The organism is Pseudomonas veronii (assembly GCF_001439695.1).
Taxonomy (GTDB): Bacteria; Pseudomonadota; Gammaproteobacteria; order Pseudomonadales; family Pseudomonadaceae; genus Aquipseudomonas; species Aquipseudomonas veronii.
The window spans coordinates 282,216-305,047 of record NZ_JYLL01000002.1 but is presented as its reverse complement, the minus strand read 5'-3'; the positions used below and the strand labels follow the sequence as shown (position 1 = coordinate 305,047).

Genomic DNA, 22,832 nt, shown 5'->3' with positions numbered 1-22,832 from the left:
CTCCCACATTTGGAGCGAGGTGAGCCCAATTTCGAGCGAGGTGAGCCCATTGGATATCTACCCGCTGCAAGACCGCCAGCAAACCAGCTCCCACAGACGGAGCCATGCACACCCGAAGAACGCCCACACGGAGAACAATAAAAAATGATCTTCACCCAGGAACACCAGGCACTGCGCCGCACCGTCCGCGCCTTCGTCGACCGCGAGATCAACCCCCACGTCGACGAATGGGAAAAAGCCGGCCGCTTCCCCATCCACGATATCTTGCGCAAGGCCGGCGACCTCGGCCTGCTGGGCATCTCCAAACCCGAACAATTCGGCGGCATGGGCCTGGACTACAGCTACTCCATCGTCGCCGCCGAAGAATTCGGCAGCATCCGCTGCGGCGGCATCCCCATGTCCATCGGCGTACAGACCGACATGTGTACCCCCGCCCTCGCCCGCTTCGGCTGCGACGCACTGCGCGAAGAATTCCTGCGCCCGGCGATCAGCGGTGCGCAAGTCGGTTGCATCGGCGTCTCGGAAGCCGGCGCCGGTTCCGATGTGGCCGGGCTGAAGACCCAGGCACGCAAGGACGGCGACGACTACGTGATCGACGGCAGCAAAATGTGGATCACCAACTCGCCGAGCGCCGACTTCATGTGCCTGCTGGCCAACACCTCCGACGACAAGCCGCACCTCAACAAGTCGCTGATCATGGTGCCGATGAACACACCGGGGATCAGCGTCAGCCCGCCCTTGGAAAAACTCGGCATGCACAGCTCCGAGACCGCCCAGGTGTTCTTCGACGGCGTGCGTGTGCCGCAACGCAACCGCATCGGCCATGAAGGCGCGGGGTTCATGATGCAGATGCTGCAATTCCAGGAAGAACGCCTGTTTGGCGCGGCCAATATGATCAAGGGCCTGGAGTCCTGCATCGACAGCACGATCGAATACTGCAAGGAGCGCCAGACCTTCGGCAAAGCGCTGATCGACAATCAGGTGATTCACTTTCGCCTGGCCGAACTGGCCACCGAAATCGAATGCCTGCGCGCCCTGGTCTACCAGGCCACCGAGCAGTACATCAAAGGCCAGGACGTGACGCGCCTGGCCTCCATGGCCAAGCTCAAGGCCGGGCGGCTGGGCCGCGAAGTCAGCGACAGTTGCCTGCAATACTGGGGCGGCATGGGCTTTATGTGGGACAACCCGGTGGCCCGCGCCTATCGCGATATGCGCCTGGTGTCGATTGGCGGCGGCGCCGACGAAATCATGCTGGGCATCATCTGCAAACTGATGGGCACCCTGCCGGGGAAAAAACCATGAACACCCTGCTGCTCGAACCCCATAACGGGGTGCTGCACATCACCCTCAACCGTCCGCAAAGCCGCAACGCGATGAGCCTGGAGATGGTCAATGAACTGCGCGCGGTGCTGGCGCAGTTGGACGATCAGGTGCGCGCGCTGGTGATCAGCGGCGCGGCCGGGCATTTCTGTGCCGGGGCGGACGTGAAAGACCTGCTCGGCGCCAGCGACAAGGCGCAATTGCAGGCGCTGAACCGCGCGTTCGGCACCTTGCTGCAGGAAGTTGAAGCCGTGCCCCAAGTGGTGATCGTGGTGCTGCAAGGCGCGGTGCTGGGCGGTGGCTTTGGTTTGGCGTGCGTCAGTGATATTGCGCTGGCTGATCACCAGGCGCAGTTCGGCTTGCCCGAGACCAGCCTGGGCTTGCTGCCGGCGCAGATCGCGCCGTTTGTGGTCAAGCGCATCGGTCTGACGCACGCGCGCCGGCTGGCGCTGACGGCGGCGCGGTTCGACGGGGTCGAGGCTGAGCGCTTGGGCGTGGTGCATTTTGTCGAGCGCGATCCGCAGGCGTTGGCCGAACGCCTGGATGAAGTGCTGGGCCAGGTATTGCGTTGCGCGCCGGGGGCGAATGGGCGGACCAAGGCCTTGCTGCTGGCCAGCGCGGAGCAACCGCTGGGGCCGTTGCTGGATCAGGCCGCCGCGTGGTTCGCCGAGGCGGCGACGGGCGAAGAAGGGATCGAAGGCACCCAGGCCTTTGTGCAACAGCGCAAGCCACGGTGGGCCGAATGAACAAGATCCTGATCGCCAACCGCGGCGAAATCGCCTGCCGCATCCAGCGCACCGCCCAGGCCTTGGGCTATCGCACCGTAGCGGTCTACAGCGACGCCGACGCCCAGGCTGCGCACGTGCAGATGGCCGACGAAGCCGTGAATATCGGCCCGGCGCCGGTGCAGCAGTCCTACCTGAATATCCCGGCGATTCTCAGCGCAGCCCAACGCACCGGTGCCGACGCGGTCCACCCCGGTTATGGCTTTCTCTCTGAAAACCCCGATTTCGCCCGCGCCTGCATAAACGCCGGGCTGACCTTCATCGGCCCCAGCGTCGAGGCCATCGAACTGATGGGCAGCAAGCGCCGGTCCAAACTCGCCATGCTCGAGGCCGGTGTCCCGTGCGTCGCCGGCTACCAAGGCAGCGCCCAGGACGACGCCACGTTGCAAATAGAAGCTGAACGCATCGGCTTCCCGCTGATGATCAAGGCCAGTGCCGGCGGCGGCGGCCGAGGTATGCGCCTGGTGCATCAGCGCGAACACCTGCAAGAGCAACTGCGCAGCGCCCGCTCCGAAGCCCTGAATGCATTCGGCAGTGACGAACTGATCCTGGAACAGGCGCTGATCGAACCGCGCCACGTCGAAATCCAACTGTTCGGCGACAGCCACGGCAACCTGATCCACCTCGGCGAACGCGACTGCTCGGTCCAGCGCCGCCATCAGAAAATCATTGAAGAGGCGCCCTGCCCGGTGATGACCCCGGCCCTGCGCCAGGCCATGGGCGACGCGACGCTGAAGGCCGGGCGTGCGGTGAATTACGTCGGCGCCGGGACGGTGGAGTTCCTGCTCGACCGCGACGGCCGGTTCTACTTCCTGGAGATGAACACTCGCCTGCAAGTCGAACACCCAGTCACCGAACTGATCAGCGGCCTCGATCTGGTCGACTGGCAACTGCAAATTGCCGCCGGCCAACCGCTGCCGTTACAGCAAGCGCAGGTCAGCCTCAGCGGCCACGCCATGGAAGTGCGCCTGTACGCCGAAGACCCGGCCCAGGGCTTTCTGCCGCAAACCGGTGCGGTGCTGCGCTGGGAACCGGCCGCGGGCGTGCGGGTCGACCACGGGGTTCTCGAAGGTCAGCGCATCAGCCCGTTCTATGACCCGCTGCTCGGCAAGATCGTCGCCCATGGCGCCACCCGCGAGGAGGCGCGGCGCAAGCTGCTGCGCGCCGTGGAGGACACGGTGCTGCTGGGCGTGGCGAGCAACCAGCAGCTGTTGACCGACCTGCTCAAGCACCCGAAGTTTATCCACGGCGACTTCAGCACCGCGTTGATCGCCGAACACTTCAGCGAGATCCGCCGCCCCCGCGCATCCGCCGAACAGTTGGCCCTGGCCGCCGCGCTGTTTTATCAACACAGCGCTCAGGCCCATGCCCCGGCCTTATCGGGGTGGCGCAACGGCGCTGACGTGCCGTGGAGCTATCAGTTGGCCGTCGACGATGCGGTCCAGGACATCACGGTCAGCGTCCTCGCCGACCATCACCTGCAGGCCAACGGCATCGACATCCGCCACCTCAGCAGCGACGGCCGCTGGGCCACCGCAGTGATCAACGGCATCCGCCGCCGCAGTGCCTACCACCTCGACGGTGCCCAGCTGTGGCTACCGGGCGTGAGCGTGACCAACCGCAACCACCACGTTGCCAACCGCCAGCTCCCGGCCGGCGGCGGCAGGGTCGAGGCGCCGATGGACGGCGCCATCGTCGATGTGCGCGTGCGCGCCGGTGAACGCGTCACTCAGGGGCAACTGCTGCTGGTGCTCGAAGCGATGAAAATGGAGCATCCGCTGAAGGCCGGCATCGACGGTGTGGTCAAGGCCGTGCAGGTCATGGCCGGCGATCAGGTGCGCAATCGCCAGGTGTTGCTGGAGATCGAATAAAGCCTGGGCGGAACTACGCGGCCGGGCTACGCTCTATCCCCATCAGGACGGGAAGAGTACGGGAACCTGCACGATGCCTCATTGGCTGATTATTGACCTTGAAGCCACAACGGATGACGGCGGCTGGCCCGTGACGGAGATGGAAGTCATCGAGATCGGCGCAAGCCTGGTCAACCGCCAGGGCCGCGAGTTGGATCATTTCCAGCGTTTTGTGCGACCGCAGCGGCGTCCATTGCTGACGCCCTTCTGCCGCAAGCTGACCCATATCACCCAGGCGAACATGGACAGCGCCGCGCCTTTCGGCGAAGTGTGGGCGCTGTTCGAGCGCTGGCTGGGCCGGCATCAGGCACACCTGGAAGGTTGGGCCAGCTGGGGCGACTACGATCGCCAGCAGCTCGAGCTGGAGTGGCAGCGCCATGGCCTGAGCAGCGCGCTGGCCCAAACGCCCCATATCAACCTCAAGCAACGCTTTGCCAAGGCCAGGCGCCTGGACAAGCCAACGGGGCTCAATAGCGCCCTGCAATTGGCGGGAATGCAGTTCAATGGCCAGCAACACCGGGCGCTGGAAGATGCGCGCAACACCGCACGCCTGTTACCGCTGATTTTGCCGGTCTAGGCAGCTCCCTTGCCCTTGGGCATACTGGCCGACCTTTCCAGACCCTTTTTCCGAGGATTCGCCCATGTTTAAAGTCAACGAGTACTTCGACGGCACCGTCAAGTCGATCGCTTTCGGCACCGCAGAAGGTCCGGCGACCATCGGCGTCATGGCCCCGGGTGAATACGAATTCGGCACCGCCCAGCGTGAAATCATGCACGTGGTATCCGGCGCCCTGACCGTCAAGCTGCCCGACAGCAGCACCTGGGAAACCTTCGCCGCCGGCAGCCTGTTCCACGTTCCGGCCAACAGCAAGTTCCAGCTGAAGGTCGCCGTGGACACCGCTTACCTGTGCGAATACCGCGGCTAAGCAATTCCCGCGCGAAAAAAATGCCCGTCTCGCAGGAGACGGGCATTTTTTTTGGGGGCGCATTATTCGAGGACAGTCACCGGCATGCCCACTTCCAGGCGGCCCACGCCATCGTTGACCAGGTTCTGGCCGAACATCGCGCCGTCTTCGGTCTTGCGATAGGCCTCCAGCGTCACGAACGGTTCGCGGTCGGCACTGCGCTCGCCGGTCTGCGGGTCGATGGTGGTCAGAATGCAGCGTGAGCACGGCTTGACCACACGAAACTCGACATCGCCGATGCGCAGGCGTTTCCAGCCGTCTTCGGCGAACGCATCGCCACCGTCGATCACCAGGTTGGGGCGAAAGCGCAGCATTTCCATGGGCCGACCGACGTGCCGGGACAGGTCGTCCAGGGAGGCCTGGCCGATCAGCAGCAACGGGTAACCGTCGGCGAACGCGACCTGATCATCGTCCTTGCCATAACCGGCTTGTGTGGTGCGCGCGCGCTCCAGCGGGATGTGGACCAGCCGCGTCGGCTTGCCGATAAAGTCGCTGACCCAGGCGGCGGCGGCATCGCCCGCATCCGGCACGCGCAAGGTGTCGCGCCAGATGGTCACACCGCGCAGTTCAGCCTCGCTGCCGGGCAACGCCACGTCCAGCGCTGCGTAGCCAGGCGAACTGAGGGTCAGGCCACCGCTGCGGTTCCACAGCGCCGACAGCTGGCTCATCGTCGCCACGGCGCGCTGCGTCAAAAAACGCCCGCTGGCTTCGTCCACCAGCATCCAGCGTCGATCGCCATCCAACCCGAGCTTGTCCAGGCCGATCTGCTGCAACGTTTCGGCCTTGCCGGATTTCAAAGGGTAACGGTACAGCGCGCTGAGACGGAGCATGAGCCTGCATTCCTGAGGGGCAAAACCGTCACCCTAAGGTCAAGCCGGCGCTTCGTCCAGCATCAGTCGCTGACGCACCACATCCACCAGCTTGTCCGGCTGGAATTTGGACAGGAAGTTATCGCACCCGACCTTCTTCACCATCGACTCGTTGAAACTGCCCGACAGCGAGGTGTGCAGCACCACGTACAGCTCACGCAGGCGTGGGTCATTGCGGATCTCGGTGGTCAGGCGGTAGCCGTCCATCTCAGGCATTTCGGCGTCGGTGAAGATCATCAGCAATTTGTCGGTCATCACCTGGCCGCTGTCGGCCCAGGCCTTGAGCATGTTCAGCGCCTTGAGGCCGTCACTGGCGATGTGCATCTTCACGCCCAACTGGCCCAGGGTGTCGCGCAACTGCGACAGCGCGACATTGGAGTCGTCCACCAGCAGCACTTCACGGCCACGGGCGCGCTCCAGTATCGGGTCATCGAGTTTATCGCGGGAGACCTTGGCGTTGTATGGCACGATCTCGGCGAGGACTTTTTCCACGTCGATGATTTCCACCAACTGGTCATCGACCTTGCTGATGGCCGTGAGGTAGTGCTGGCGCCCGGCGCTGGTCGGCGGCGGCAGGATGGCTTCCCAGTTCATGTTGACGATGCGATCGACGCCGCCCACCAGGAACGCCTGCACCGAGCGGTTGTACTCGGTGACGATGATGGTGCTGTTGGGCCCCGGCACCAGCGGGCGCATGCCGATGGCCTGGGACAGGTCGATCACCGGCAGGGTCTGGCCCCGCAGGTTGACCACGCCGCACACAAACGGGTGGCGCTGAGGCATCAGGGTCAGCTTGGGCAGTTGCAAGACCTCCTGCACCTTGAACACGTTGATCGCGAACAGCTGCCGCCCGGCCAGGCGAAACATGAGAATCTCCAGGCGATTCTCACCCACCAATTGTGTGCGTTGATCTACCGTGTCGAGAATGCCGGCCATTAAAAGCTCCTGATATGCGCGCAGGTCGCGCTAAGGGATTATGCGGTTCGCTAAGCTTGTTATCGGCGGCAAGCGCCAGACCTTGACCCCTGTAAAATGCCACGCAAATCCATTGATGTCACACTGACATCATGCTTTACTGCACAGGCCTCTTCATTGGGCAGAATCGCAACATTGCGCGACATTCAAATCGGCGCAAGGTTCCGCTGCGTAAGGGATTCCCCTAGGCACAATCAGGCCCAACCTGATATTCGCGATATCTAATTGCCATTAATGTGACGCCATTCTCATTGCATGAATGGAGTCAGGCTTTTGTTTGCCATCGTAAGCCCAAGGCCCGCGGGCCTTCCGGACACTCACCTGTCGGCAATCGAAGTTGCGCAATCGGCCCCGATGACGAGGGCAGTGCGCGCCTCGCATGATCATTCAAATAAACGTCCTACTAAAGTCTCAGAAGCGCCCTACAGATTTCAGTCATCTTTCAGCGGTAGTTTTACGCTATTCACGCAGTGCGACATCTCATCGCCCGACCGTATGCTGTGGAGACTTGCATGATGAATAGCGCGAACGAGTGGCAAACCACACTTCCCGAATTCCTGCTAGAGGCCGAAAAGCTGCTGAGAAAGTCGGAAGAGTGCTTGAGCCATCTGCATTTGATTCGTAATGACAGCGATGCCATCGACTGCATGAAGTTCAGCCTCACGGCGCTCGCCGAAAAGGCCGATGATCTGGCTCTGCAGGCGATCAGCGAGTTCTCGCGACATATCCAGGACCTGATTGCCAACGCGCAGAGCCCTTTGCAACTGCACGATCAGGCCCTCGATGCCTTGAACAACTGCCTGACGTTACTGGCGTGGCAGCTGGAGTTGATCGACACCCGCACCGGTGAGTTGAGCCTGGATGAAAGTGAACAAACCTCACTGATTGCGACGGTCACTCTCCAGATCCCGCAGAAGGACTTCACCAATAAGCCGCAACAGCGTCTGCACCACGTTTCATGAATGACTGCGCCGTTAAGCACTAAGGTGTCGCTTTCACCCAGCGTCTTGCCCAAAAACGACAAGAATAACTAATGTGCCCTGCAATAAGTGGCGACAACCAAGTTGCCCGCGCTATAAAGCCAATCCATACCAAATAACCGCCAACATATAACTATTCTTAATAGGCATGCCCCCACTCCGTGCAAATGACGCCTGGCGACCAACGGTAAGCAAAGTGGTACCATGCCGCCCTCGAAGTGACCTAACGTCATGATGCATAAAACGTGAAAAGCATCCGCTATGTACGCCAGCCTCAAGTCACTCCTCGTCAAATCCGCTTCCCGCAGCAATGCCCGTCGACTGGTTCTCGTGTTGTGCCTGTGCTCACTGCTGCTGGGGCTGTGGGCCTACGCTCGCTCCACGCCCTTGCCATTGATGGTGTTGCTGATCAACGTGGCCACCCTGGTGCTGGTGGGCCTGCGGCAGTGGAACTCACGTAAATCGATCAAGTTCCAGCCCCAGGAACTGGCCGATCGCCTGCTGCAAGTCCAGGAAAACGAGCGGCACCGCCTCAGCCGAGAGCTGCACGACGATATCGGCCAATTGCTCACCGCCGCCAAGCTGCAAAGCGAATGGCTCAAGCGCCGCCTGCCGGAAGACCTGCAGGGCCAATGCACAGTGCTGTGCAACACCCTGAACGAGACCTTGGCCAAGGTGCGCGACGTGTCCGCCATTCTCAACCCGCGTCAGTTGGCCAGCCTGGGCCTGGAAGCCAGCCTGCGCGCGCACCTGCTCAAGACCCTGGGAAACACCTCGATTCATTGGAGCCTGGAATGCCAGCAACGGCTGACCGGCATTCCCGAAGAAATGGCCGTGGCCGCTTTTCGCATCACCCAGGAAGCGGTGACCAACATGCTGCGCCATGCCCAGGCGCAAAACCTGCTGGTTCGCCTGCAACGCCTGCCCCAGGGCCTGTCGCTGTTTATCAGTGATGACGGCCAGGGCTTTTCGCCCGCCAGCAACCCAGGCCTGGAAGGCCAACGGGGCATGGCGGGCATGTCCGAGCGGATTGATCAACTGGGGGGCACCTTGTCCGTCAGCAGCCAGCCAGGCAAAGGCACCCGGATCGACGCACTTTTCCCCTGGGCGCCGCGCGCCCTCGAACGGGCCAGTCCCCTGAAGGTTCTCGAGTGACCCGCACTTTACTCCTGGTGGATGACCACGCACTGATCAGGGCCGGCGTCCGCGCGCTGGTCCTGGACATTCCCGGCTACACGGTGATTGGCGAAGCCAGCGATGGCGCGCAGGTGCTGGAAACATTCAGCGCCCTGCTGCCGGATATCGTGCTGCTGGACCTGTCGATGAAACACACCGGCGGCCTGGATGCGTTGCACCAGCTCAAGACGGCCTACCCCAAGAGCAAGGTGCTGATCCTGTCGATGCACACCGACCCGGAGCTGATCATGCGTGCCCTGGAGGCCGGCGCCCATGGCTACCTGCTCAAGGACACCAGCGCCAACGAACTGGAGCAGGCACTGCTGGCGCTGAGCAATGACGAGCGCTACCTGAGCCCGGCGATTGCCCACACCGTGATCAGCCAGGCGCTGGTACGCAATCAGGCCCCGTCCTCCCCGGTCGCCCACAACCACAACCTCACCGCTCGCCAGTTGGAAATCCTGCGCCTGGTCGTGCGTGGCAAATCCACCCGGGAAATCGCCCACGGCCTCGGGTTGAGCATCAAGACCGTGGAAGCCCACCGCTCGCAAATCATGAAGCGCCTGCAGATTTTCGATGTGGCGGGCCTGGTGTTATTTGCCGTGCGCGAGCAGATCATCAGCCTGGACGACTAAGGGCGAACCCGGCGGCAGATGGACGCGCAGGGCCTTGGGCACGACCTCGAAATGCAGGTCATCGCCTTGCAGCGGTTCGCCATCCAGGTTGATATACAAACCTTGCGCCACCTTGATCTTGACCCACGGCAGGCGCGCGCGGACAAACATGGTGTCCAGGCCCCAGCCATTGTTCATCAGTTCACGCAGGGTGCCGACCACTTCCTGGGGGGCCGGCAAAATGCTGATGTCCAGCAGCCCATCGTCCGCCAGTGCGTCGGGGCACAGCACATGCCCACCGCCGGCCTGGCGGCCGTTGCCGATGCCCAGCGCGAGCAGCTCGCCTTTCCAATGGAAATCCGGGCCTTCCAGCTCGCCATACGCGGCCTTCAACTCACTGAAGCGCGACAAGCCGGTGAACAGATAGGCCGCGCCGCCCAGCACTTTCTTCAGTTCTTCGGAGGTATTGGCGGTGACCTGGCTGCCGAAGCCGCCAGTGGCCATGTTGAGGAATACTTGCCCGCCGACGCGGCCGAGGTCGATCGCCCTGGCCGGCACATCCAGCAACGCCAGGGCCTGGTCGGGCTGCAGCGGCACACCGGCGGCGCGGGCAAAATCATTGGCGGTGCCCAACGGCATCAGCACCAGGCTCGCATCGGTCCCGGCCTGGGCCATCGCCTCGGCCACATCGCGCAAGGTGCCGTCACCGCCGCCGGCAATGATGTGCGTGTACCCGCCGTCCAGGGCCTCGTTGACCAGCCGCTGCGCGTCGCCGCCCTCCCATGTCACCCGCACCGCCAGCTCCCAGCCCTGCTCACGCCGAGCCAGCACGGCAGCGCGCACGTCCTCGTTGAGGGCTTGCTTGCCGTGGAGGATCAACAGGGCTTTGTGGGTGGTCATGGGGGGAGCTCTCCTGGGGTCAAAGGTGCTTGAAGGATGTTGACCTTTGAGGAGATAAAAAAAGCCATCGGGTTTGCAATTTAATTGGCCAGGGGCGACGCCAGGCTGCTTTCCTGTAAGCGCGGGCAAGCCAGCGCCTACAGTTGGATCGCTAGATACCCATCAGCGCGCAATCAGCTTTTGTGCAACTTACTCATCAACTGCGCCTCAGCCTGGGTCAAGCCGCACGACTGCGTCAGCTCATCCACGGTCGCGCCCATGCCAACCAGCTTCGCCGCCTGGGCAAAAGACAGGCTGGACGGATCGCGCTGTTCAATCTGCGCCAGCTTGTCCGGCAACGGCCCGAGGATCGCGCGCAGTTCATGCACCTCATCCCCGACCCGCACCGCACTTTGCTGGAAGTGATCGACGCGCTTGGCCAACTCCACCACGCGCCGGTCACGCACGGCATCGCGTTCGGCCTGTTGCACCACCCACTCGCGTTGCTGGCGCACATAGCGCAGCAAAAACGCCAACGTCCCGGCCCACAACAGGGCCAGGACGATCACCGCTGCTTCAAGGAACAATCAGATGTTCTCCAGATCCGACCATTCTTCTTCGCTCATCATTTTGTCCAGCTCGACCAGAATCAGCAGTTCGCCGTTCTTGTTGCAGACGCCCTGGATGAACTTGGCCGACTCTTCGTTACCCACGTTCGGCGCGGTTTCCACTTCCGATTGGCGCAGGTAAACCACTTCGGCCACGCTGTCGACCATGATCCCGACCACTTGCTTGTCGGCCTCGATGATGACGATGCGGGTGTTGTCGTTGACTTCGGTCGGTATCAGACCGAAACGCTGGCGGGTGTCGATCACCGTCACCACGTTGCCGCGCAGGTTGATGATGCCCAGCACGTAGCTTGGCGCACCCGGAACCGGAGCGATTTCGGTGTAGCGCAGCACTTCCTGCACGCGCATGACGTTGATGCCGTAGGACTCGTTGTCCAGTTTGAAGGTAACCCATTGCAGGATCGGATCATCCAAACCTTGTGCGGACGCTGACTTATTCATACCCCTGACCCCTTCAAATGCCGTTGGACACGGCGTGTGTGCTTCTTTGGCCGCACAACCGTGCGGCCGATCTTGTTCAATTAACTGCGTTGCTGGCCCGGCATCGACTTGACCGCGCCGCTGGCGATCAACTCGGCCAGTTCGGCAACGTCGAGCAACGCGCACATGTGTTCGATCACGGTGCCCGCCAACCAAGGGCGCTGGCCCCGTTGGCTGCGCCATTTGATTTCATTCGGGTCCAGGCGCAACGAGCGGCTGACTTGATGCACGGCCAGCCCCCACTCGTAGCCTTGCACCGAAATCACGTATTGCAAGCCCTGGCGGAAATCATCGCGGTAGCGGTCGGGCATCACCCAGCGCGCGGTGTCCAGCACCTTGAGGTTGCCGGCCTGGCTGGGCAGGATGCCGAGGAACCACTCCGGTTGCCCGAACAGCGGTGTCAGCTCCTGGCCTTCCAGGGAATAGATCGAGCCCAGGCACACCAGCGGCACCGCCAGGGTCAACCCGGCGACGTCGAACAGCAGGCATTCGAACGGCTCGGCGGCCCACGCCGGGCGGCCGTCGCCGGTGACCGGCGGCGGTGTGATGCTCGGCGGCAGGTGGACTTCAACCACCGGCTCGACCACCACGGGTGCGACCGGCACAGGCGCAACCACTACAGGCGCAACCACGACCGGTGGACTCGGCACCATCACCTGCGCATCACGCGCCTGTTCTTCCAGCACCGCCAACTGGAATTCATCCAGTGTGCTTTGTGCGTCTACGGCGGGTTCGAGGACCAGCAGCGGTTCCGGCAGTTCTTCCTCGGTCGCGTCCTGCAGCAAGGCATCCAGGTAGGATTCCAGTGCCAGTTGCGGCCGCGTCTTGACCTTGAGTTCGACAGGACGGTTCATCACGCCACCTGCGCCACAAGCTGTTGCGACAGCAGGTGCTTGAGCAGCGCGCGGTACGCCAGCACGCCGCGACTTTTACCGTCGAACTGCGAAGGGGTCAGGCCGGCGCGGCTGGCGTCGCGCAGGCGCGTGTCCACCGGGATATAGCCTTGCCAGATGGTGTCCGGGTAGGCGTCGCGCAGTACGCGCAAGGTGCCGAGGGACGCCTGGGTGCGGCGGTCGAACAACGTCGGCACGATGCTGAACGGCAGCGCCTGTTTGCGTGAGCGGTTGATCATCGCCAGGGTGCTGACCATGCGTTCCAGGCCCTTGACCGCGAGGTGCTCGGTCTGCACCGGGATCACCAACTGCTGGCTGGCCGCCAAGGCGTTGACCATCAGCACACCGAGCAACGGCGGGCTGTCGATGATCGCGTAGTCGAAGTCCTGCCACAGTTGCGCCAGGGTCTTGGCGATCACCAGACCCAGGCCGCTCTGCCCCGGCGACTGGCGCTCAAGGGTGGCCAGGGCGGTGCTCGACGGCAGCAGGGAAATGCTTTCATTGCTGGTGGGCAGCAGCAGTTGCCCAGGCAGATCGCTCGGCACGCTGCCCTTGTGCAGGAACAGGTCGTAGCAGCTGTGCTCCAGCGCGTCCGGGTCGTAGCCGAAATAGCTGGTCATCGAGCCGTGGGGGTCCAGGTCGACCACGACCACGCGCTTGCCCGCCTCGGCCAGCAAGCCGGCTAAGGCGATGGAGGTGGTGGTCTTGCCGACTCCACCTTTTTGATTGGCAACTGCCCAGACTCTCATTCGGTTGATTCCTCCCGGCGGGCACAGGCGCGACCGAGACAGTGCATAGGTTATTGAGCCGGTGACGGAGAATTGACGGAGCTTTGCCGTACCGGCGGCTTTGCAAGGGCCGGTGCAGTTTGTGTGCCAGCCCGCTTCAATGCCGCGTCCGGGGTTGCATTTGCCGTGCCGGTGCCGGTCAGGCTGCGGCGCACATCCAGGTTGCGCGAGACCACCAGCACCACCCGGCGGTTGCGGGCGCGGCCTTCCGCCGTGGCGTTATTGGCCACCGGCTGGAACTCGCCGTAGCCGACCGACGCCAGGCGACCGGGGTTCACGCCCTGCATCGCGAGCATCCGCACGATGCTCGCCGCCCGGGCCGACGACAGCTCCCAGTTGGTCGGGTACTGCGCGGTACTGATGGGGATATTGTCGGTGAAGCCTTCGACGTGGATCGGGTTTTCAAACGGCTTGAGGATCGCCGCCACCTTGTCGATGATGGTGAACGCCTGGTCGCTGGGCATGGCATCGGCGCTGGCGAACAGCAGGCTCGAATTGAGCTCGATCTCCACCCACAACTCATTGCCGCGCACGGTCATCTGGTTGGAGCTGATCAAGTCGCCGAACGCGGCGCTGATATCGTCGGCGATGCTTTTCAGCGGGTCGCCGGTGCCGCCCATGCCGGCGGAGGTCTCATCGCTGTCGTTGACCAGCGGCTTGGCCGGGGTCACGGTCTTGGGCCGCTCTTCGCCGATCGGGATCGGCTTGAGCGAACGATCGGCGTCGTTGAACACGCCGATCAGCGCTTGGGAAATGACTTTGTACTTGCCTTCGTTGATCGACGAGATGGAGTACATCACCACGAAAAACGCGAACAGCAAGGTGATGAAGTCCGCGTAGGACACCAGCCAGCGTTCATGGTTGACGTGTTCTTCAGGCTCGCGACGGCGACGGCTCACAGACGATTACCTCCGCAAAACGAATCACCTGCAGGAGCGAGCTTGCTCGCGAAAAATCCGAGAGCAACGCGTTCGTCCAAAATGCCCGCGTCATCGTTGACGATTTTCGCGAACAAGCTCGCTCCTACACGTTTCATGTACATCAATCCATGAAGCCCTGGAGCTTCAATTCGATGGAGCGCGGGTTCTCGCCCTCGGCAATCGACAGGATGCCTTCGAGCAACATTTCGCGGTAACGCGACTGGCGCAGGGCAATCGACTTGAGCTTGCTGGCCACCGGCAACAGCACCAGGTTGGCACTCGCCACACCGTAGATGGTGGCGACAAACGCCACGGCAATGCCGCTGCCCAGTTGCGACGGATCGGCGAGGTTGCCCATCACGTGGATCAGGCCCATCACCGCGCCGATGATGCCGATGGTCGGCGCGTAGCCGCCCATGCTTTCAAAGACTTTGGCGGCGTTGATATCGCGGCTTTCCTGGGTGTAGAAATCCACTTCCAGGATGCTGCGGATCGCCTCCGGCTCGGCGCCGTCCACCAGCAATTGCAGGCCTTTGCGCGCGTAGCTGTCGGGCTCGGCATCGGCCACGCCTTCCAGGCCGAGCAGGCCTTCCTTGCGTGCGGTGAGGCTCCAGTTGACCACGCGGTCGATGCCGCCGGCCAGGTCGACGCGCGGCGGGAAAATAATCCAGATCAGGATCTGCATGGCACGCTTGAACGAACTCAAGGGCGACTGCAGCAATGCCGCGCCCACGGTGCCACCGATCACGATCAGCGCCGCCGGGCCGTTGGCCAGGGCGCCGAGGTGCCCGCCTTCGAGGTAGTTGCCGCCGATGATCGCGACAAACGCCATGGTGATACCGATCAGACTCAGTACATCCATCAGAGGCAGGCCTCCACCAAATGCCTGCCGATATCGTCCAGGCTGTAGATCGCGTCGGCCAGCTCAGCCTTGACGATGGCCATCGGCATGCCATAAATCACGCAACTGGCTTCGTCCTGGGCCCAGATCGCACTGCCGCCCTGCTTGAGCAGGCGCGCGCCTTCGCGACCGTCGGCGCCCATGCCGGTGAGCACCACCGCCAGAACTTTGTCGCCGTAGGACTTGGCTGCCGAACCGAAGGTGATATCCACGCAGGGTTTGTAGTTGAGGCGCTCATCGCCCGGCAGGATTTTGATCGCGCCACGGCCATCGACCATCATCTGCTTGCCCCCAGGCGCCAGCAGCGCCAGGCCAGGACGCAGGATGTCGCCATCCTCGGCTTCCTTGACGCTGATGCGGCACAGCTTGTCCAGGCGCTCGGCGAAGGCCTTGGTGAACGCGGCGGGCATGTGCTGGATCAGCACGATCGGCGCCGGGAAGTTGGCCGGCAGTTGGGTCAAGACCCGTTGCAGGGCAACCGGGCCGCCGGTCGAAGTACCAATGGCAACCAGCTTGTAGGCCTTGCGTTTCGGCGCCGGCGAATGGGCGCTTGGCGCAGGTGCCCGCACGGGTGCCGCGGCAGGCCGGGCAACCGCTGCCGGCGCCGGGCGACCGAACGCCGTGCTGGTGGGTGCCGCCGGAGCCGCGACCGGCGCAGGCGCCGGGGCGCTGAACAGGCTGCGACGGTTGCTGCGCGAAATGCTGTGGACCTTCTCGCACAGCATCTGCTTGACCTTCTCGGGGTTGCGCGAGATGTCTTCGAAATTCTTCGGCAGGAAGTCCACCGCACCGGCGTCCAGCGCATCCAGGGTGACCCGGGCGCCTTCGTGGGTCAGCGAGGAGAACATCAATACCGGGGTCGGACAGCGCTGCATGATGTGTCGGACTGCGGTGATGCCATCCATCATCGGCATCTCGTAGTCCATGGTGATCACGTCCGGCTTCAACGCAATGGCTTGATCAATCGCCTCTTTACCGTTGGTGGCCGTGCCGACCACCTGGATCGTTGGATCGGCGGAAAGAATTTCCGAGACGCGGCGGCGGAAGAAACCCGAATCGTCCACCACCAGGACCTTGACTACCATAAACACTCCGTTAGGCGGGGCAGGCAATACCGCCCTGCCCCACCAGAATCAAATACGCCGTGCGGCGTAACGCTTGAGCATGCTCGGAACATCGAGAATCAACGCGATACGACCGTCACCGGTGATGGTCGCACCCGACATGCCCGGGGTTCCCTGCAGCATTTTGCCCAAAGGCTTGATGACCACTTCTTCCTGGCCGACCAGTTGATCGACGACAAAGCCGATGCGCTGGGTGCCCACGGAGAGAATCACCACATGGCCTTCGCGCTGCTCTTCATGGGCGGCCGAGGCGACCAGCCAGCGCTTGAGGTAGAACAGTGGCAACGCTTTGTCGCGCACGATCACCACTTCCTGGCCGTCCACCACGTTGGTGCGCGACAGGTCGAGGTGGAAGATCTCGTTGACGTTGACCAGCGGGAAAGCGAAGGCCTGGTTGCCCAGCATCACCATCAGGGTCGGCATGATCGCCAGGGTCAACGGCACCTTGATGACGATCTTCGAGCCCAGGCCCTTGGTCGAGTAGATATTGATCGAACCGTTGAGCTGGCTGATCTTGGTTTTCACCACGTCCATGCCCACGCCACGGCCCGACACGTCGGAAATCTCGGTCTTGGTCGAGAAGCCCGGCGCGAAAATCAGGTTGTAGCACTCGGTGTCGGTCAAGCGGTCGGCGGCATCCTTGTCCATCACGCCACGCTTGACGGCGATACCGCGCAGGATCGCCGGGTCCATGCCTTTGCCGTCATCGGTGATCGACAGCAGGATATGGTCGCCCTCTTGTTCCGCCGCCAGAATCACTTTGCCGTTACGGGACTTGCCCGCGGCTTCGCGTTCTTCCGGGGTTTCCACGCCGTGGTCGACGGCGTTGCGCACCAAGTGGACCAGCGGGTCGGCCAGGGCCTCGACAAGGTTTTTGTCGAGGTCGGTTTCTTCACCCACCAGTTCCAGGTTGATTTCTTTCTTGAGCTGGCGAGCCAGGTCACGAACCAGGCGCGGGAAGCGACCGAAGACTTTCTTGATCGGCTGCATCCGCGTCTTCATCACCGCGGTCTGCAGGTCGGCAGTGACCACGTCGAGGTTCGACACGGCCTTCTGCATGGCTTCGTCGCCACTGTTCAGGCCCAGGCGCACCAGGCGGTTACGCACCAGCACCAGTTCGCCGACCATGTTCATGATGTCGTCCAGGCGCGCGGTATCCACACGCACCGTGGTTTCGGCTTCGCTGGCAGGCTTGTCGGCCGCGGCGGCGGCCGGGGCACGCGCGGCAGCGGCAGGAGCGGCGGCAGCCGGGGCTGGCTTGGCGGCAGCAGGTGCCGCGGCTTTGGCCGGTGCCGGTTTGGCCGCCACCGGGGCTGCCGTCGCCGCAGCGCCAGCGGCCACTTCGGCAAACTTGCCCTTGCCGTGCAATTCGTCGAGCAGGGCTTCGAATTCGTGATCGGAAATCAGCCCGTCGCCGGCAGGTGCGGCAGCGGCAGCAGCCGGTGCGGCAGCAGTTGCGGCGACTTCCGGCAAGGCATCGGCAGCAAAGGAGCCCTTGCCATGCAACTGGTCGAGCAACGCTTCGAATTCGTCGTCGGTAATGTCGGTGCCGGCGGCGGCGGTGGCTGCCGGAACTTGCGAGGTACTCGCAGGTGCTTGCGCCTCAGCCGCAGGTGCAACGGCGTCGGCAGCGAACTGGCCCTTGCCGTGCAACTGATCGAGCAGGGATTCGAATTCTGCGTCGGTAATGTCTTCGCCGGTCGGCGCGGCGGGCGCGGCCACTGCAGCGACCGCTTGCGGCGCTTCGGCTTCGGCCTTGACCGCATTGAGGGAGTCGAGCAGTTGCTCGAACTCGCTGTCGGTGACATCCGCTTCGGCTTCGACCACAGGCTCCGGAGCCGCTTCCACCACCGGCGCGGCCGCGGTGTCGGCAGGTTCCGCCAGACGCGCCAGGGCGGCCAGCAGTTCCGGGGTGGCTGCGGTGATCGGGGCACGTTCGCGAACTTCGCTGAACATGCCGTTGACCGCATCCAGCGCTTCGAGAATCACGTCCATCAGCTCCGAATCAACGTGACGCTCACCCTTGCGCAGGATGTCGAACACGTTCTCGGCGATGTGGCAGCACTCCACCAGCTCATGGAGCTGGAGGAAGCCGGCGCCCCCTTTTACAGTGTGAAAACCGCGAAAAATTGCATTGAGCAGGTTCGCATCATCCGGTCGGCTTTCCAGCTCGACCAGTTGTTCGGACAGTTGCTCTAAAATTTCGCCGGCCTCTACAAGGAAATCCTGAAGGATTTCTTCATCGGCGCCGAAGCTCATGGGTGTGCTCCTTAGAAGCCTAAACTGGATAACAGGTCATCTACGTCATCCTGACCTGACATAACGTCTTCACGTTTATCGGCATGAATCTGCGGACCTTCACCCTTGGCGAGATGTTTTTGTGGATCTTTTTCCGAGAGGATCGCTTCGCGGTCATGTTCGATGCCGGCGAAACGATCAACTTGGCCTGCCATAAGCACCAATTTGAGCAAGTTGCTTTCCACTTCGGTGACCAATTGGGTCACGCGCTTGATCACCTGACCGGTGAGGTCCTGGTAATCCTGGGCGAGCAGAATGTCATTGAGGTTGCTGGACACCGTGTGGTTGTCCTGTTCGCTGCGCGACAGGAAACCCTCGACCCGACGGGCCAACTCACGAAATTCCTCAGCCCCCACTTCCCGACGCATGAAGCGGCCCCAGTCAACGCTGAGGGCCTGGGCTTCGTTGGCCATGCCGTTGACCAGGGGCGTGGCGTTTTCCACCAGGTCCATGGTGCGGTTGGCCGCCGCTTCAGTCAGCCTGACCACATAGGACAGGCGCTCAGTGGCATCGGTGATTTGCGAAATTTCTTCAGCCTGGGGCATGTGCGGGTCAATCTGAAAATTGACGATCGCACTGTGCAGCTCGCGCGTGAGCTTGCCCACTTCCTGATACAGGCCGCGGTCACGGGTCTGGTTAAGCTCATGGATTAACTGCACCGCGTCGCCGAACTGGCCTTTTTCAAGGCTCTCGACCAGTTGGTGAGCATGCTTTTTCAGGGTCGACTCAAAGTCCCCCTGTGACGTTTCTTTATGCTCCATAGCTCCCCCGCGATGGCATTAGCCGTGGATGCGTTCGAAGATTTTTTCGATCTTCTCTTTCAAGGCCAATGCAGTGAATGGCTTGACCACGTAGCCGTTGACCCCGGCCTGGGCGGCTTCGATGATCTGCTCACGCTTGGCTTCGGCGGTCACCATCAACACGGGAAGGCTGCGCAGTTTTTCATCGGCGCGCACATGGCGCAGCAAGTCGATACCGGTCATGCCGGGCATGTTCCAGTCGGTTACCAGAAAGTCGATGCTCCCGCTGTTGAGGATCGGAATCGCCGTAAGGCCGTCATCCGCCTCGACCGTGTTGGTGAACCCCAGGTCACGCAACAGGTTTTTTATGATCCGCCGCATCGTTGAGAAGTCATCAACGATGAGGATTTTCATGTTCTTGTCCAATTCGACCTCCAAGCAGTCTTAAAACGCGTCCAGCACCTGGACGCGCCATTTCAATCAACAGGCGTTACACAAAAAGGACTGCCCAGGGCACCACGAAACTCACCCGCGAAAACCAAGGGCCTCGCGGTAGTGTCTGCAGTGTCCCCACACTGCCTGTCAGCGCGCGCGCCACTCTCCCAGGCGTCCCCGCAAGCGGGCTGCGCACTGGCTGTGCAGCTGGCTGACACGCGATTCGCTGACCCCCAGGACCTCACCGATTTCCTTGAGGTTCAGCTCTTCGTCGTAGTACAGCGCCAACACCAGTCGCTCACGCTCCGGCAGATTGGCAATCGCGTCCGCCAGCGCCCCCTGAAAGCGTTCATCTTCCAGGTCGCGCGACGGTTCGAGATGAGCACTCGCGCCGTCCTCGTGCAGCCCTTCGTGTTCGCCGTCCTGCAACAGGTCGTCGAAACTGAACAGGCGGCTGCCCAAGGTATCGTTCAAAATCCCGTAATAATCGTCGAGACTCAATTGGAGTTCGGCCGCAACTTCGTGATCTTTAGCGTCGCGACCGGTTTTTGCTTCAATTGCACGAATTGCGTCACTGACCATGCGCGTATTGCGGTGTACCGAACGCGGCGCCCAATCCCCTTTACGCACTTCATCGAGCATCGCACCACGGATACGGATACCCGCATACGTCTCGAAACTCGCACCCTTGCTCGCGTCGTATTTGGTCGATACTTCGAGCAGGCCGATCATGCCGGCCTGGATCAAGTCTTCGACCTGGACACTGGCGGGCAGGCGTGCCAGCAAGTGATAGGCAATGCGCTTGACCAGCGGCGCATAGCGCTCGATCAATTCGCCCTGGCGGTCACGTGCCGAATTTTTGTAAAGGTTATAGCCGCTGGCTGTCATAGCACCGGTCCTGCGCTCGTCTGATGCACCAATCGCTCGACGAAAAACTCCAGATGCCCCCGAGGGTTGGCGGGCAACGGCCAGGTATCGACCTTCTGAGCAATAGCCTTGAACGCCAACGCGCATTTCGAACGAGGGAACGCTTCGTAGACCGCACGCTGCTTTTGCACGGCCTTGCGTACACACTCGTCATAGGGAACTGCGCCGACGTATTGTAAGGCGACATCGAGAAAGCGATCAGTGACCTTGGTCAACTTGGCGAACAGGTTGCGTCCTTCCTGCGGGCTCTGGGCCATGTTGGCCAGCACGCGGAAGCGGTTCATGCCGTAGTCGCGGTTGAGCAGTTTGATCAGGGCGTAGGCGTCGGTGATCGAGGTGGGTTCATCGCAGACCACCAGCAGGACTTCTTGCGCGGCGCGCACGAAGCTGACCACGGACTCGCCAATCCCGGCGGCGGTGTCGATCACCAGCACGTCGAGGTTGTCGCCGATATCGCTGAACGCCTGGATCAGGCCGGCATGCTGCGCAGGGCTCAAGTGGACCATGCTCTGGGTGCCCGAGGCGGCCGGCACGATGCGGATGCCTCCAGGGCCCTGCAGCAGCACGTCGCGCAGCTCGCAGCGACCCTCGATCACATCGGCGAGGGTGTGTTTGGGCGTGAGCCCCAGCAAAACGTCAACGTTCGCCAACCCAAGGTCAGCATCCAGCAGCATGACACGACGGCCAAGCTCTGCCAGGGCCAGGGACAAATTCACTGACACGTTAGTTTTCCCGACGCCACCTTTGCCGCCGGTCACCGCGATCACCTGTACGGGATGCATGCTGCCCATTTTAATTCTTTACCTTGTCTTGCTTAGACGCAGGCTACATGGCTTGGCCGCGTGAATCGCTTGCAGACCATCGATGTAGATACATTTCATGGTGTTCATGCTGCCTCAACCCACCCGCTTTGCCGGGTTGTGGTAAAGGTCAGCGAACATATCGGCCATCGCTTCCTCGCTAGGCTCTTCTTGCATTTGCACGCTGACGGCACGGCTGACCAGCTGATGACGGCGCGGCAGATGCAAATCATCCGGAATCCGCGGCCCGTCGGTCAGGTAGGCGACCGGAAGTTCATGACTGATAGCCAGGCTCAGCACCTCGCCCAGGCTCGCGGTTTCGTCGAGCTTGGTGAGGATGCATCCGGCCAGGCCGCAGCGCTTGTAGCTATGGTACGCAGCGGTAAGAACTTGTTTTTGGCTGGTGGTTGCAAGCACCAGGTAATTTTTTGCCTTGATGCCACGCCCGGCCAGGCTCTCCAGCTGCATGCGCAACGCCGGATCGCTGGCTTGCAGGCCGGCGGTATCGATCAGCACCACACGTTTGCGCAGCAACGGATCGAGGGCGTTGGCCAGGGACTGGCCCGGGTCGACGTGGGTCACCGACACATTGAGGATGCGGCCCAGGGTCTTGAGTTGCTCCTGGGCACCGATGCGGTAGCTGTCCATGCTTACCAGCGCGATGTTCTGGGCGCCGTACTTGAGCACGTAGCGCGCCGCCAGCTTGGCCAGCGTGGTGGTCTTGCCCATGCCGGCAGGGCCGACCATGGCGATCACGCCGCCCTCTTCCAGGGGTTCGAGTTCCGGGGTGACGATCATCCGCGCCAGGTGGGCCAGCAACATGCGCCAGGCCTGGCGAGGTTCTTCGATTTCACTGGTCAGCGCCAGCAGGTCGCGGGACAACGGGCCGGACAGGCCGATGCGTTGCAGGCGACGCCACAGGTTGGCCTGTTGCGGCTTGCTGCCTTGCAGTTGGGTCCAGGCCAGCGAACCGAGCTGCACTTCCAGCAGCTCGCGCAGGCCGTTGAGCTCAAAGCGCATCGAGTCGAACACACGCTGGTCGACTGCGGCGGCCGGGGCAGGCGCGGCAGGACGCGGCGGTTCGATGAACGTCGGCTCGACCAGCGGCTCGGCGGCGGTCAGCGGCAGGCCGGCGAACAACTGGCGATTGGTGGTCGCATCGCTGTCGCCGCGCATGCTCAGTTCGGCCTGGGCCGAGACAATGCGCGAGGCCGTCTTGCGCAGCTCGTCTTCAAGCTCCATGTTCGGGACACGCGGGGCCAGCGCCGAAGGAGTGTAATCCAGGGCAGCCGTCAGCTCGACACCGCCGGCAATACGACGGTTACCGATAATCGCAGCGTCGGCGCCCAGCTCGTCACGTACCAGTTTCATGGCCTGACGCATATCGGCGGCGAAAAAACGCTTTACTTGCATAACCCACTACC

At 62.4% G+C, this 22,832-nt stretch carries 24 protein-coding genes; 8 read left to right on the top strand and 16 right to left on the bottom strand.

The genetic code is table 11. From position 1 onward, the window contains the following. Positions 1 to 144: 144 nt before the first annotated feature. From atuD to ppnP, 5 genes are all read left to right on the top strand, one after another. Positions 145 to 1,302 carry a citronellyl-CoA dehydrogenase gene (gene atuD, locus TU80_RS03915; RefSeq protein WP_046382537.1) on the top strand — a complete coding sequence of 386 codons (1,158 nt, stop codon included), beginning with the start codon at positions 145 to 147 and terminating at the stop codon, positions 1,300 to 1,302. Next, a complete protein-coding gene (locus TU80_RS03910) occupies positions 1,299 to 2,066 on the top strand; it encodes an enoyl-CoA hydratase/isomerase family protein (protein WP_046484819.1) in 768 nt (255 codons plus the stop codon). The genes atuD and TU80_RS03910 overlap by 4 nt, the downstream gene beginning before the upstream one ends. Continuing rightward, positions 2,063 to 3,976: an acetyl/propionyl/methylcrotonyl-CoA carboxylase subunit alpha gene (locus TU80_RS03905; protein WP_057003878.1), complete on the top strand. Its 1,914-nt coding sequence runs from the start codon at positions 2,063 to 2,065 to the stop codon at positions 3,974 to 3,976. Before TU80_RS03910 ends, TU80_RS03905 begins: the two co-directional genes overlap by 4 nt. A 73-nt stretch (positions 3,977 to 4,049) precedes the next feature. Next, complete coding sequence (locus TU80_RS03900) at positions 4,050 to 4,592, top strand: 3'-5' exonuclease (protein WP_057003877.1); 543 nt, start codon at positions 4,050 to 4,052, stop codon at positions 4,590 to 4,592. A gap of 64 nt (positions 4,593 to 4,656) precedes the next feature. Continuing rightward, positions 4,657 to 4,941: a pyrimidine/purine nucleoside phosphorylase gene (ppnP, locus tag TU80_RS03895; RefSeq protein WP_017849400.1), complete on the top strand. Its 285-nt coding sequence runs from the start codon at positions 4,657 to 4,659 to the stop codon at positions 4,939 to 4,941. Positions 4,942 to 5,003: 62 nt separating this feature from the next. Here the strand turns inward: ppnP and TU80_RS03890 are convergent, their stop codons facing one another. Together TU80_RS03890 and TU80_RS03885 are read right to left on the bottom strand one after the other, a co-directional pair. Then, positions 5,004 to 5,810: an MOSC domain-containing protein gene (locus TU80_RS03890; RefSeq protein ID WP_046382533.1), complete on the bottom strand. Its 807-nt coding sequence runs from the start codon at positions 5,808 to 5,810 to the stop codon at positions 5,004 to 5,006. 39 nt (positions 5,811 to 5,849) lie between these two features. Continuing rightward, positions 5,850 to 6,785 carry a chemotaxis protein CheV gene (locus tag TU80_RS03885; protein WP_046382532.1) on the bottom strand — a complete coding sequence of 312 codons (936 nt, stop codon included), beginning with the start codon at positions 6,783 to 6,785 and terminating at the stop codon, positions 5,850 to 5,852. 551 nt (positions 6,786 to 7,336) lie between these two features. On the opposite strand from TU80_RS03885, the gene TU80_RS03880 reads away from it, so the two are divergent. The 3 genes from TU80_RS03880 to TU80_RS03870 all read left to right on the top strand — a co-directional run bounded on the left by TU80_RS03880 (position 7,337) and on the right by TU80_RS03870 (position 9,615). Then, positions 7,337 to 7,786, top strand: coding sequence for a hypothetical protein (locus tag TU80_RS03880; protein WP_169865368.1), 450 nt, complete (start codon positions 7,337 to 7,339; stop codon positions 7,784 to 7,786). A gap of 279 nt (positions 7,787 to 8,065) precedes the next feature. Continuing rightward, positions 8,066 to 8,959, top strand: coding sequence for a sensor histidine kinase (locus TU80_RS03875; RefSeq protein WP_046382531.1), 894 nt, complete (start codon positions 8,066 to 8,068; stop codon positions 8,957 to 8,959). Continuing rightward, positions 8,956 to 9,615 carry a response regulator transcription factor gene (locus TU80_RS03870; RefSeq protein ID WP_057003876.1) on the top strand — a complete coding sequence of 220 codons (660 nt, stop codon included), beginning with the start codon at positions 8,956 to 8,958 and terminating at the stop codon, positions 9,613 to 9,615. Before TU80_RS03875 ends, TU80_RS03870 begins: the two co-directional genes overlap by 4 nt. On the opposite strand, the gene yegS is transcribed toward TU80_RS03870, so the two are convergent. The 14 genes from yegS to flhF form a co-directional block, all read right to left on the bottom strand. After that, positions 9,574 to 10,494, bottom strand: a complete 921-nt coding sequence (yegS, locus tag TU80_RS03865) for a lipid kinase YegS (protein ID WP_046382530.1) — start codon at positions 10,492 to 10,494, stop codon at positions 9,574 to 9,576. The two genes, TU80_RS03870 and yegS, sit on opposite strands and share 42 nt — an antisense overlap. Before the next feature lie 173 nt (positions 10,495 to 10,667). After that, entirely contained in the window at positions 10,668 to 11,060 is a 393-nt protein-coding gene (locus TU80_RS03860; RefSeq protein ID WP_046382529.1) for a DUF2802 domain-containing protein, read from the bottom strand. Continuing rightward, the gene (locus TU80_RS03855; protein WP_017849392.1) at positions 11,061 to 11,543 is read right to left on the bottom strand and encodes a chemotaxis protein CheW; all 483 of its coding nucleotides are present in this window, start codon (positions 11,541 to 11,543) and stop codon (positions 11,061 to 11,063) included. Positions 11,544 to 11,623: 80 nt separating this feature from the next. Beyond that, on the bottom strand, positions 11,624 to 12,436 hold the full coding sequence (locus TU80_RS03850) for a CheW domain-containing protein (RefSeq protein ID WP_017849391.1): 813 nt from the start codon (positions 12,434 to 12,436) through the stop codon (positions 11,624 to 11,626). Continuing rightward, positions 12,436 to 13,224, bottom strand: a complete 789-nt coding sequence (locus TU80_RS03845; protein WP_017849390.1) for a ParA family protein — start codon at positions 13,222 to 13,224, stop codon at positions 12,436 to 12,438. The genes TU80_RS03850 and TU80_RS03845 overlap by 1 nt, the downstream gene beginning before the upstream one ends. Before the next feature lie 50 nt (positions 13,225 to 13,274). Further along, on the bottom strand, positions 13,275 to 14,162 hold the full coding sequence (motD, locus tag TU80_RS03840; RefSeq protein WP_017849389.1) for a flagellar motor protein MotD: 888 nt from the start codon (positions 14,160 to 14,162) through the stop codon (positions 13,275 to 13,277). 142 nt (positions 14,163 to 14,304) lie between these two features. Next, the gene (locus TU80_RS03835; RefSeq protein WP_017849387.1) at positions 14,305 to 15,045 is read right to left on the bottom strand and encodes a flagellar motor protein; all 741 of its coding nucleotides are present in this window, start codon (positions 15,043 to 15,045) and stop codon (positions 14,305 to 14,307) included. Then, a complete protein-coding gene (locus tag TU80_RS03830; protein ID WP_046382527.1) occupies positions 15,045 to 16,169 on the bottom strand; it encodes a protein-glutamate methylesterase/protein-glutamine glutaminase in 1,125 nt (374 codons plus the stop codon). The genes TU80_RS03835 and TU80_RS03830 overlap by 1 nt, the downstream gene beginning before the upstream one ends. Positions 16,170 to 16,217: 48 nt before the next feature. Then, positions 16,218 to 18,467 carry a chemotaxis protein CheA gene (locus tag TU80_RS03825; RefSeq protein ID WP_057003875.1) on the bottom strand — a complete coding sequence of 750 codons (2,250 nt, stop codon included), beginning with the start codon at positions 18,465 to 18,467 and terminating at the stop codon, positions 16,218 to 16,220. Between the two features lie 11 nt (positions 18,468 to 18,478). Continuing rightward, complete coding sequence (locus TU80_RS03820) at positions 18,479 to 19,267, bottom strand: protein phosphatase CheZ (protein WP_017845401.1); 789 nt, start codon at positions 19,265 to 19,267, stop codon at positions 18,479 to 18,481. A gap of 18 nt (positions 19,268 to 19,285) precedes the next feature. Beyond that, the gene (locus TU80_RS03815; RefSeq protein ID WP_003192908.1) at positions 19,286 to 19,660 is read right to left on the bottom strand and encodes a chemotaxis response regulator CheY; all 375 of its coding nucleotides are present in this window, start codon (positions 19,658 to 19,660) and stop codon (positions 19,286 to 19,288) included. 168 nt (positions 19,661 to 19,828) lie between these two features. Continuing rightward, positions 19,829 to 20,569 (bottom strand): RNA polymerase sigma factor FliA, encoded by a 741-nt coding sequence (gene fliA, locus TU80_RS03810; protein WP_017845400.1) that lies wholly within the window; start codon positions 20,567 to 20,569, stop codon positions 19,829 to 19,831. Beyond that, on the bottom strand, positions 20,566 to 21,399 hold the full coding sequence (fleN, locus tag TU80_RS03805) for a flagellar synthesis regulator FleN (RefSeq protein ID WP_003192912.1): 834 nt from the start codon (positions 21,397 to 21,399) through the stop codon (positions 20,566 to 20,568). Before fleN ends, fliA begins: the two co-directional genes overlap by 4 nt. A gap of 105 nt (positions 21,400 to 21,504) precedes the next feature. Then, on the bottom strand, positions 21,505 to 22,821 hold the full coding sequence (gene flhF / locus TU80_RS03800) for a flagellar biosynthesis GTPase FlhF (RefSeq protein WP_046382525.1): 1,317 nt from the start codon (positions 22,819 to 22,821) through the stop codon (positions 21,505 to 21,507). Positions 22,822 to 22,832: the final 11 nt, after the last annotated feature.

Coding starts and splice junctions, on each gene's coding strand:
- fliA (WP_017845400.1), bottom strand. CDS start 20,569: ATGACAGCCAGCGGCTATAACCTTTACAAAAATTCGGCACGTGACCGC.
- TU80_RS03815 (WP_003192908.1), bottom strand. CDS start 19,660: ATGAAAATCCTCATCGTTGATGACTTCTCAACGATGCGGCGGATCATA.
- TU80_RS03825 (WP_057003875.1), bottom strand. CDS start 18,467: ATGAGCTTCGGCGCCGATGAAGAAATCCTTCAGGATTTCCTTGTAGAG.
- TU80_RS03900 (WP_057003877.1), top strand. CDS start 4,050: ATGCCTCATTGGCTGATTATTGACCTTGAAGCCACAACGGATGACGGC.
- TU80_RS03885 (WP_046382532.1), bottom strand. CDS start 6,785: ATGGCCGGCATTCTCGACACGGTAGATCAACGCACACAATTGGTGGGT.
- ppnP (WP_017849400.1), top strand. CDS start 4,657: ATGTTTAAAGTCAACGAGTACTTCGACGGCACCGTCAAGTCGATCGCT.
- TU80_RS03875 (WP_046382531.1), top strand. CDS start 8,066: ATGTACGCCAGCCTCAAGTCACTCCTCGTCAAATCCGCTTCCCGCAGC.
- TU80_RS03850 (WP_017849391.1), bottom strand. CDS start 12,436: ATGAACCGTCCTGTCGAACTCAAGGTCAAGACGCGGCCGCAACTGGCA.
- yegS (WP_046382530.1), bottom strand. CDS start 10,494: ATGACCACCCACAAAGCCCTGTTGATCCTCCACGGCAAGCAAGCCCTC.
- TU80_RS03845 (WP_017849390.1), bottom strand. CDS start 13,224: ATGAGAGTCTGGGCAGTTGCCAATCAAAAAGGTGGAGTCGGCAAGACC.
- TU80_RS03835 (WP_017849387.1), bottom strand. CDS start 15,045: ATGGATGTACTGAGTCTGATCGGTATCACCATGGCGTTTGTCGCGATC.
- TU80_RS03890 (WP_046382533.1), bottom strand. CDS start 5,810: ATGCTCCGTCTCAGCGCGCTGTACCGTTACCCTTTGAAATCCGGCAAG.
- TU80_RS03905 (WP_057003878.1), top strand. CDS start 2,063: ATGAACAAGATCCTGATCGCCAACCGCGGCGAAATCGCCTGCCGCATC.
- TU80_RS03880 (WP_169865368.1), top strand. CDS start 7,337: ATGATGAATAGCGCGAACGAGTGGCAAACCACACTTCCCGAATTCCTG.
- TU80_RS03855 (WP_017849392.1), bottom strand. CDS start 11,543: ATGAATAAGTCAGCGTCCGCACAAGGTTTGGATGATCCGATCCTGCAA.
- flhF (WP_046382525.1), bottom strand. CDS start 22,821: ATGCAAGTAAAGCGTTTTTTCGCCGCCGATATGCGTCAGGCCATGAAA.
- fleN (WP_003192912.1), bottom strand. CDS start 21,399: ATGGGCAGCATGCATCCCGTACAGGTGATCGCGGTGACCGGCGGCAAA.
- atuD (WP_046382537.1), top strand. CDS start 145: ATGATCTTCACCCAGGAACACCAGGCACTGCGCCGCACCGTCCGCGCC.
- TU80_RS03820 (WP_017845401.1), bottom strand. CDS start 19,267: ATGGAGCATAAAGAAACGTCACAGGGGGACTTTGAGTCGACCCTGAAA.
- TU80_RS03830 (WP_046382527.1), bottom strand. CDS start 16,169: ATGGTAGTCAAGGTCCTGGTGGTGGACGATTCGGGTTTCTTCCGCCGC.
- TU80_RS03910 (WP_046484819.1), top strand. CDS start 1,299: ATGAACACCCTGCTGCTCGAACCCCATAACGGGGTGCTGCACATCACC.